The 9,855-nt window shown below is 58.3% G+C and carries 7 protein-coding genes; 5 read left to right on the top strand and 2 right to left on the bottom strand.

Annotated features, from left to right (window positions below; translation table 11 throughout):
- Positions 1-131: 131 nt before the first annotated feature.
- Positions 132-1,319, bottom strand: a complete 1,188-nt coding sequence (locus tag B4U49_RS17675) for an acyl-CoA dehydrogenase (RefSeq protein WP_078085932.1) — start codon at positions 1,317-1,319, stop codon at positions 132-134.
- A 508-nt stretch (positions 1,320-1,827) separates the two neighbouring features.
- On the opposite strand from B4U49_RS17675, the gene B4U49_RS17670 reads away from it, so the two are divergent.
- The 5 genes from B4U49_RS17670 (at position 1,828) to B4U49_RS17650 (ending at position 8,585) form a co-directional block, all read left to right on the top strand.
- Entirely contained in the window at positions 1,828-3,240 is a 1,413-nt protein-coding gene (locus tag B4U49_RS17670) for an efflux transporter outer membrane subunit (protein WP_239692696.1), read from the top strand.
- Positions 3,240-4,544: an efflux RND transporter periplasmic adaptor subunit gene (locus tag B4U49_RS17665; protein WP_239692695.1), complete on the top strand. Its 1,305-nt coding sequence runs from the start codon at positions 3,240-3,242 to the stop codon at positions 4,542-4,544. Before B4U49_RS17670 ends, B4U49_RS17665 begins: the two co-directional genes overlap by 1 nt.
- Entirely contained in the window at positions 4,541-7,690 is a 3,150-nt protein-coding gene (locus tag B4U49_RS17660) for an efflux RND transporter permease subunit (protein WP_078085930.1), read from the top strand. Before B4U49_RS17665 ends, B4U49_RS17660 begins: the two co-directional genes overlap by 4 nt.
- A 159-nt stretch (positions 7,691-7,849) precedes the next feature.
- Positions 7,850-8,182 carry a DMT family transporter gene (locus tag B4U49_RS17655; protein WP_078085929.1) on the top strand — a complete coding sequence of 111 codons (333 nt, stop codon included), beginning with the start codon at positions 7,850-7,852 and terminating at the stop codon, positions 8,180-8,182.
- A gap of 79 nt (positions 8,183-8,261) precedes the next feature.
- On the top strand, positions 8,262-8,585 hold the full coding sequence (locus B4U49_RS17650) for a hypothetical protein (RefSeq protein ID WP_078085928.1): 324 nt from the start codon (positions 8,262-8,264) through the stop codon (positions 8,583-8,585).
- A 69-nt stretch (positions 8,586-8,654) separates the two neighbouring features.
- Here B4U49_RS17650 and B4U49_RS17645 read toward each other — a convergent pair whose 3' ends face one another.
- Positions 8,655-9,824, bottom strand: coding sequence for a cation:proton antiporter domain-containing protein (locus B4U49_RS17645; protein ID WP_078085927.1), 1,170 nt, complete (start codon positions 9,822-9,824; stop codon positions 8,655-8,657).
- Positions 9,825-9,855 lie beyond the last annotated feature (31 nt).

Raw genomic sequence — 9,855 nt, 5'->3', positions numbered from 1 at the left:
CCCCCAGGGATGGGTTTACGGCGAGTCTCACAAGGCTATAGCCGGTAGCGGCTCCGCCACCGGAGTCGGCTTGGAGCGCTACTCGGCGGTTCGGAGCATTATGCGGGTTGCTTGCAACGCGGTACAGAGGGTTAAAAAAACGCCTGCAGGCCAGTCTGCGCGCGCCCCAGGATCAGCGCGTGCACATCGTGGGTACCTTCGTAAGTATTGACCGCTTCGAGGTTCATCACATGGCGAATCACATGGAACTCGTCGGCGATGCCGTTACCGCCGTGCATGTCGCGGGCAACGCGGGCAATATCCAGGGCCTTGCCGCAGTTGTTGCGCTTGACCAGGGAAATCATCGTGGGATCGAAGCTGTCTTTCTGTTCGTCCATCAGGCGGCCGACGCGCAGGGAGCCCTGCAAGCCAAGGGTGATCTCGGTCTGCATATCGGCGAGTTTTTTCTGGAACAGTTGGGTCTGGGCCAGTGGCTTGTTGAACTGCTTGCGATCGAGACCGTACTGGCGTGCCGCGTGCCAGCAGTATTCTGCAGCCCCCATGGCGCCCCAGGAGATACCGTAGCGGGCGCGGTTCAGGCAGCCAAAGGGACCGCTGAGACCCTTGATGTTCGGGAAGCGGTTTTCTTCCGGTACAAACACGTTGTCCATCACGATCTCACCGGTGATGGATGCGCGCAGGGAGAACTTGCCTTCGATTTTCGGGGCGCTGAGACCCTCCATGCCTTTTTCGAGCACGAAGCCTCGGATATCCCCTTCATCGTCTTTCGCCCAGACCACAAAAACATCGGCGATCGGGCTGTTGGTGATCCACATCTTGGAGCCGCTGATGCGGTAGCCACCATCGACTTTCTTTGCGCGGGTCTTCATGCCGCCGGGGTCTGAACCTGCATCCGGCTCGGTGAGACCGAAGCAGCCAACCCATTCACCGCTGGCGAGTTTGGGCAGGTACTTTTGTTTTTGCTCCTCGCTACCGTAGGCATAGATCGGGTGCATGACCAGGCTGGACTGAACACTCATGGCAGAGCGGTAGCCTGAGTCCACGCGTTCAACTTCCCGCGCAACCAGACCGTAGGAAACATAGTTGAGGCCTGCGCAGTCGTAGCCTTCGATCGTAGAGCCAAGCAGTCCCAGCTCTCCCATTTCACGCATGATATCGCGGTCGAAAATTTCGTGGCGGTTGGCTTCCAGCACCCGCGGCATCAGTTTTGATTGGCAATACTCGCGCGCGGTATCGCGGATCATGCGCTCTTCGTCGCTCAGCTGGCGGTCCAGCAGCAGGATGTCGTCCCAGTGTGCCAAAGGCTGGTTTTTGCTCATGGTTTGGTCCGTGCGAAAAGGTTGAGTCTCAATTGGCCGGTCAGGTGCCGTGCAGCGGCAGCAGCCGGTCTATCTTTATTCAATCTTAGGCAAATGGCCTGGGACTCCTAAGTGCCGCCGAAGACCAGATGCCGTTGTCAGGCCGGTGAGCGGCCCGCAGATGTTCGTTTACCGGGTCATCATAGCGAACAAGGTCCGTCACTTCACTAATGTGATCACTTTTTTGTGGGGCAAAAGCAGTGGAAAATCGCGGTTCCCACTCTGGACGTGCCGTAGAGCTATGAATGTGGGTGTGATTTCGCGCCAATTGGGGTTGCATACTCCAGCGCCATCCCCCGCCTGTCAGGTGACAGCCCTTCTACAAGTAAACAAACGTAAATCAACTTGGCCGCTGTAATAGTTGTTTCGATAATGAAAACAAATGTTGTTATATCGAATTAGCTTTATGGAGCTTTCTCTAAAAAGCTGCTGCGTGCCGTTTTCAAGGCTCAGTATCCTTGGTTGTGCTGTGCTGCTGACTGCGTGTAGCAGCCAGCTATTGCCCCCGGAGCTGCCGGAGCAGGCGCTCGGGCTGCCACAGCAGTTCCAGGTGTCCGGTGCCGACATGCCTGCTCAGCGCTGGTGGCGAAGCTTTGGTGATCCGGAACTTGATCAGCTCGTCGCACTCGCACTCGCATCCAATCCCGATTTACAGGCTACCTACTGGCGGTTGCAGCAGGCGGATGCCGCCGCGGCGCAGGCGCGCAGCGGTTTCTGGCCGCGCCTGACTGGCGCTCTCGAAAACACCGAGCAGCGCCGCGGTACCGGTGATGACTTTGATTTTTCCGGCGCGGAGAACGAGGGGAACAGTTGGAGCGGCAGTCTTGCGGCCGGCTACGAGGTGGATCTGTGGGGGCGAGTGCGCAGTGGCGCCCGTGCGGCAGAGGCGGGGCGTCTCGCCGAGCGGGATAACCTGCAAGTGGCGGCATTGACCCTGGCTGCAGAGGTCACCAATGTGTGGCTGCAACTGCAGGAATCCTGGGGGCAACAGCAATTGCTGGAGCAGCAACTGGAAACCAACCGTAAAACCCTGCGTGTACTGGAATTGCGCTTCGGTGGTGGTGTCAGCAGCGCGGCGGATGTATTGCAACAGCGCCAGCTGGTGGAGCAGTCCCGCCAGGAACTGGTGCAGAGCGGTGCGGATATTCAAGTGTTGCAGTTGCAGTTGGCTGCACTACTCGGTATGAGTCGCGAGCGCTTGCCGGCGTACGCAGTAAGTCTCGGTGGATTACCACAATTGCCGGTGCTGCTAAATACCGGTGTTCCCTCCGACCTGCTACTGCGCCGGCCAGATGTTCGGCGAGCACAGCGCGAACTCCTTCAGGGGCATTATCTGGCCAGCCAGGCGTGGGCGGAGCGCTTGCCGGCGTTGACCCTGAGCCTCTTTTTCAGCGGAGGTGGCCGTTCTATTTCCGATATTACCGAGGACTGGCTGCTCAATTTGAGCGCTGCCATCGAAGGCGTCATTTTTGATGGCGGCAGCCTGGCCGCGACGCAGCGTCAACAGGGCGCAGCAGAGCAGGAGCGCTGGGCAACCTTTCGCAACACCGTCATGCAGGCCCTGTCGGAAGTAGAGCAGGCTCTGGTCAATGAGCAGGCCATCCGCGACCGACTGCAGTTTCTGGAAGCTCGCGCGCATCTGGCGGATCAGATAGTGGTGCGCCAGCGACGCGCATACGGGCAGGGTACTGTGGACTTTCTGAACGTGTTGTCCGCCACGGACAATCAACAGTCTCTCGAGCGGCAGTTGCTCACCGCGCGCCGCGAATTACTGGAAAACCGGGTAACACTCTATCGCGCTTTGTCTGGTGGCCTGCCGGAGCAGGACCTGCCGCATCCGCCCGCGGAAGAGCTGGAAGTTTACCGGGTGGAGAATAATTAATGGCGAAGCATTCGGTGCTGAACAAATTCAACTGGGGTATTGCCATTCCGGTGCTGCTGATCCTGCTGGCTGTTGCAGCCTCCAGCTGGCTGTTGCGCGAAAAGCCCACAATGCAGCGCGGTGAGCGAAAGGCACCGCCACTGACCGTGGAAGTGGCGAAAGCGGAGTACGGACAGTTTCCGTTGACCGTAAAAGCGCTGGGCAAGGTCAGCGCGCGGGAGCTGGTAGAGCTCCAGCCGCAAGTCGACGGCCGTGTCGAATGGCTGGATTACGATTTGGGTCCGGGCTCCACCCTGGCCCAGGACCAGGAGTTGCTGCGTATTGAACGCGAGCCGTACCAGCTGGCCCTGCAGACTGCCCGTAGCACTCTCGCAGAGCGCCGCGCCGAATTGCAGCAGGAGCAGGGGCAGCGGCTGGTGGCAAAAGAAGAGTACGAATTGCTCGGCGCTTCCCTTCCTGAAGCGGACCGCTCACTGGTATTGCGGGAGCCGCAATTGGCGGCGGCGCGCGCCCGGGTGGATTCCGCTGAGGCCCAGGTGAAGCTGGCGGAGCGGGATCTCCGTCTCACACGTATTTCTGCACCCTTTAATGCTCTGCTGGTATCCCGCAGCATCGATGTCGGCGACCGCGTGGCGCCGGGGACGGTAATGTACACCCTGGCCGGTGCCGACCGATTTCAGATTGAAGTTGAAGTTCCGGCAAGCCAGTTACCTCAGTTGAATACCCCGAACGCGCGGGTGCGTATTCGCGGCAGCCAGTGGCCCAGGGGGGAATATCGCGAGGCGCGTTTTGTGCGGGTGATTCCGGTGCTCGAGGAGCAGGGCAGGCTCGCCCGGGTGCTGGTGGAGCTGGACGATCCGCTGGGTATCGAGGGGCCGTCACATCCACAGCTTTTACTGAATGATCTCGCGCGCGTAGAGATCACCGGTCGCGCGGATGGCCAGCAAGTGCGGATTCCGTTGACGGCACTGCAGGACGGTAATCAGGTCTGGGTGGTGGCGGATGAAAAAATAAAAATCCGCACCGTTACGGTTTCCCATTTCGACGAAGAATTCGCGGTGCTGGACTCGGGCCTGCGCGGCGGTGAACTTCTGATCACCACGCGTCTCACCAGCGTGACGGAGGATATGCCGGTGCGTATTGCGGGCGGGGGGCGCGACACTGGCGGTAGTCGCGCATTGAACCCGGAGTTGAAGCGGCGGCCCGGTCGCGAAGGGGGTGCAGTAAAAGATTCTGCCCCCCCGGAATTGCCGGCATCGACGGAAAAAACTCGTAAGCAGGGCACCGATGGTGAGCGCGGATGAGCAGTAATTACGGCCACAGCCCCAAAAAAACACCCGTGGATACCAGTCGCGGTGCCATTGCCTGGATGACCCACAACCATGTGACCGCAAACCTGTTAATGCTGGTGTTTCTGATCGGCGGGCTGATTTTTTCCCTCACCATCAAGAAAGAAGTGTTCCCGGAGTTCAGCCTGGATATGGTCACGGTCAATATCTCCTATCCGGGCGCAAGCCCGGAGGAGGTAGAGCGTGGTGTTCTGGTGCCCGCCGAACAGGCCGTGACCGGCCTCGTAGGCGTCAAGGAGCTGCGCGGTAGTGCAGGCGAGGGTAGTGCCAGCCTGACTCTTGAGCTGGACGAAGATGCGGATGGCAACAAGGTGTTTCAGGATGTGCAGGCGGCCATCGACCGGGTCAGCACTTTTCCGTCGGATATCGAGCGCCCGCAGGTCAGTCTCGCTGAGCGCAAAAGGGACGTACTGGACCTGGTGGTACACGGCGACGTCGACGAGCGTACCCTGCGTGAGTTTGTCATGCAGGTGCGCGACAAGCTGGAAGCCCACCCGGATATCACCCAGCTGGAAGCCTACGGGGTCAAGGATTATGAAGTGGCGATCGAGGTCGACAGGGACGATTTGCGCCGCTACAACCTCTCGCTGCCAGATATTGCCCAGCTGGTGCGCAACGATGCTGTGGACGTGCCAGCCGGTGGTGTGAAGTCACAGGCAGGAGAGATTCTGGTGCGCGTCACCGAGCGCAAGGACTGGGCACGTCAATTTGGCGATATCGCCATCGCGCGCAGCGAGGGGGGTGGCACGGTACGGTTGCGGGATATTGCCAGTATTCGCGATGCGCTCGTGGACGAACCACGCAACATGGTGTTCAACGGTGAAGCCGCTGCGGGTATCGATGTGTATCGTATCGGCGACCAGACGCCGATGAGCGTCAGCGATGCCACCCACGAGGTACTGGCCGAGCTGCGACAGACGCTACCGCCGGGCATTCATATCAGTGTGCGCGACGATGATTCGGAAATCTTTAAAGAGCGCCTGTCGCTGCTGCTGAAAAATGGGTTTATCGGTCTGTTGCTGGTGTTTGTCGTGCTCGGTGCCTTCCTCGAGTTGCGGCTTGCGTTCTGGGTAACCCTCGGAATTCCCATCAGTTTCCTCGGGGCGCTGCTGTTCCTGCCGGCGATGGATATCTCCATCAATATGGTGAGCATGTTTGCCTTCATCATTGCGCTCGGGATCGTGGTCGATGATGCGATCATCGCCGGTGAGAATATCCACGAGTGGCGCCAGCGCGGCTATAGCAACTTTGACGCGGCGGTGGCTGGTGCCAAACAGGTGGCGGTGCCGCTCACGTTTGCGATTCTTACCAATATTGTGGCCTTTCTGCCCCTCACCGAACTTCCCGGGTTTATGGGGAAAATTTTCGGTGTCATTCCCTTTGTGGTGGGGGCGGTATTCATTATTTCCTGGGTCGAGGCCCTGTTTATCCTGCCGGCGCACCTGGCGTATTCCAAGCGCGGCTATAAAAGCCGCTCAGCGCGTCGTTTTGCTGCCCGTCAGAAAATGCTCGCACGGGGACTGGACCGGTTTGTAGAGTATCGCTTTAAACCATTGCTGGATCTGTGTGTGCACCATCGCTACATCACCATTGCGGTATCCGTGGCGATCCTGATTGTGATGAGCGGCTACGCCGCCAGCGGCCGTATGGGCTTCACCCTCATGCCCAAGGTCGAACGGGATTCGGGGCGCGTGCAAGTCACCTTCCCACCGGGTACGGCAGAGTCACAACTGGATCGCGCGCGCAAGCAGATCATGGGTGCCGCGGACCAGATTCTGGAAGAGACTGGACGCGAAGGATTCTTTATTGGCATGCGCGGCCTGATTCGCGACGACTCCGTACAGGTGGATGTTTACCTGACGCCGGGAGATCAGCGCGAAGTCTCCACCGGAGAATTTGTGCGTCGCTGGCGGCGGGCTGTTGGCCCGGTACCGGGTGCGTTGAGTTCCAGTTTTGCCAGTGACCGCGGCGGCCCGGGTGCCGGACCCGCATTGACGGTGGAGTTGCGGCACACGGATACGGATCTGCTGGAGCGGGCGGCACTGCAACTCGCGAATGCACTGAAAGAGTTTCCCGCGGTAGGGGATGTGGATGCCGGGGTTTCCGAAGGCAAACGGCAGCTCGACCTGACATTGACCGACACTGCCAAAAGCCTGGGTTTGAACGCGGAAGATATCGGCCGCCAACTGCGCGCCTCCCTTTACGGCGCGGAGGCTTTCCGTCAGCAGCGGGGAAGGGACCAGGTGAAGGTAATGGTGCGTCTGCCCGAAGAGGAGCGTGTCACCCTGGATGATGTGCACAAGATCATGATTCGCGCCGGCAATGGCCTGTGGCTGCCGCTGCCGGACCTGGTGGAGATCGATCAGGGGCGCGCCTACGCGACAATCAATCGTCGCGAGGGGCGGCGCGTAATGACGGTCACTGCGAATGTCGAGCCGGCGGATCAGGCTGCGCTGGTGATTAACGAGTTGGACCAGACGGTAATGCCCCAGCTGCGCGCTCAGTATCCGGGGCTGTCGCTGTCCTACGAGGGGCGTCAGGCGGATGAGCGGGAAGGACTGTCGTCCCTCGGGCTGACATTTACTCTGACCCTTGCGGTCCTGTACTTTCTACTCGCAATTCCCCTGAAGAGTTACATTCAGCAGTTGACCGTGATGGTGGCGATTCCATTCGGCGTGATCGGCGCAATTCTCGGGCATCTGGTGATGGGCTACGGTCTGAGCATGGTGAGCCTGTTGGGTATGGTGGCGCTGGCAGGGGTGGTGATCAATGACACCCTGGTGATGATCGAGTACGGCAACCGCCTGCGTGCCGAGGGCATGCCCATCACCGATGCCATCAAGGCCGCCGCCGCCCGTCGTTTTCGTCCGATCATCCTGACCACGGTCACCACCTTTTGCGGGTTGATGCCGATGATTTTTGAAACCTCGGTTCAGGCCAAATTCATGATTCCCATGGCAATCTCGCTCGGTTACGGCATCCTCGCCGCCACCACCATTTCACTGCTGTTGGTGCCCTGTCTGTTTCTGATGTTTTCTCGTGATATTCCGGGATTGTTCGGAATGCTGAAAACCCGGGCGATTGGGCGGGCTGGTACATAGTCTTCCTCGACGAACTAGATAACCGAGCGGTACCTTGGTGAATACCTTGGGGTGTGGTACGCATAGGCAAGAATCAATAAACTGGGCTTTGTGGGACGTACTGCCCCAGCAATCAGGCGGGTCCTGCCCGGGTGATGGTCATCTAATCAAGGAAAAAGCGTGTCACATTGGGTTTATCTTTCCATTGCAATTGTTGCGGAAGTCGTGGGTACCTTGTTTCTGAAAAGCTCAGACGGGTTCTCTAAAGTGATTCCGAGCGTGATCGTCGTCGTATCGTATGCACTTGCCTTTTACTTGCTGTCAATTTCCCTGAAGTCTATTTCGGTCGGTATTGCGTATGCGGTGTGGGCCGGGGCAGGTGTTGCCCTGATCGCTCTGGCTGGTTTTGTGTTTTTTGGTCAAAAGCTCGATATGGCTGCAATCCTTGGAATGGTGCTGATCATTTCCGGGGTTGTGGTGATTAATGTTTTTTCTGCTAGCGCCGAGAGCTGAAATTCAAAGGCCGGTTTGTTCCTGCCCTTTGGAAATTTTGCTGTTTATGCTTATTACAACGAGGTAAAGGAGTACGGAGATGAAACAACTGAAAATCGTATTGTTTGGTGCTTTGATCGCGATGACATTTACTGCTCATGCCAGTGGATCCTTTCGGCTTCAGAACGGAAAGCTTATCCAGGAAGGGAAAAGTAAGCAGGAAATAATCTATATAGCAGGTGCGCCGCTGTACCAAGAGGTGGAGACCATTGCCATCGATGAGGGCTTGGGGGGAGATCCGGTAAAGCGGGAAGTCTTAACCTACCGTTTGCCGGGAGATATCGGCGGTATGTATCTGGTCGTGGTAACCATTGAGAACAATAAAGTTGTTTCCGTGGATTCCAGGCAAGAGGGCAGACTTTAATGCCTGCTCAAGCCCGGTAGATATTTCTATTCCCGCTTTTGATGCCCATCTATCGGCAGCTCCGGAAACTCAATCCCGCCGCAAATGATCCTTGATGGCAATCGGGTTGGGGAAATTCAGCACCACGATATACGAAGAAACCAGGAACGTCAGAATTGCGGTCGCCTGAATCAGGTGCGAGGCCTTGCTGCCAATCAGCTCCTGGCTCGCCGCAAGGAATGCAATCAATAACGAAAACTCACTGATCTGGCCGAGGCGGAAGCCGATATCCCAGGCCAGGATCTCCCGCTCGCTCTGCTGTCCCAGCAGGTATCGAAATACCACCGGTTTGATGACCAGTACAGCGACGGCGGCCACCAGTGCCGGTACCGCGATTTCCGGCACCATATCCAGGTGGAACTGCGCCCCCAGGCTAAAGAAAAACAGGATCAGGAAGAAGTCGCGCAACGGCTTCAGGCTGATGGCGATGTACTGGGCTATGGGGCTGGTGGCGAGGGTAATACCGGCGATAAAGGCGCCGATTTCATGGGAGAGGCCGACAATCTCCGCCAGCTCTGCCAGTCCCATGCACCAGCCGAGTGCGAGCAGGAACACGTACTCGTGAAAGCGGTCGAACTTGCTCAGCAAAGGTTGCAGCACGTAGCGCACCGCCGCCCACGCAAACAGGATCAGCAACGGCAGGGCAGCGAATGAAAGGCCGAGCTGGGCAAAATCCACGGAGCCGGTACTGCCGCTCAGCAGGATCATCAGGCAGGTGATGGCGACGAAGTCCTGGAACAGCAACAGGCCGACCATCATTTCGCCCAGGTGTTTGTGGTGCAGTACGGTCGTTGGCAGGAGTTTGATGCCGATGATGGTGCTGGAAAACATCATCGCCATACCGATCACCCAGGATTCTGTGTCGGTAAAGCCGAACAGGTGGCCGATGCCGTAGCCGAGGCCGAGGAAAATACCGCAGCTGATCAGGCCCACAAAGGTCGCTTTGCGCAGGACCGAAATCAGTGCCTTGGGCTGCATATCCAGGCCAAGCAGGAACAGCAGGAAGATGATGCCAATATTCGACATCTCAGCCATCAGGTTGACGTTGTCGATGACGGCGAGCCCTGAAGGACCGAGCAGACAGCCGAGGGCGATGTAGGCGACCAGCAAGGGTTGGCGGCCCCATAGCGCGAGGGAGGCGACGACAGCAGCGCCACTGAAGATCAGGAAAAACGACTGGAACAGGGAGGTCTCAGGCACTGCGCATCCTTGTAGCAGACTGGGCGATTAC

The organism is Microbulbifer mangrovi, from assembly GCF_002009015.1.
Classification (GTDB): domain Bacteria; phylum Pseudomonadota; class Gammaproteobacteria; order Pseudomonadales; family Cellvibrionaceae; genus Microbulbifer; species Microbulbifer mangrovi.
This window is presented reverse-complemented; position numbering and strand designations above follow the sequence as displayed.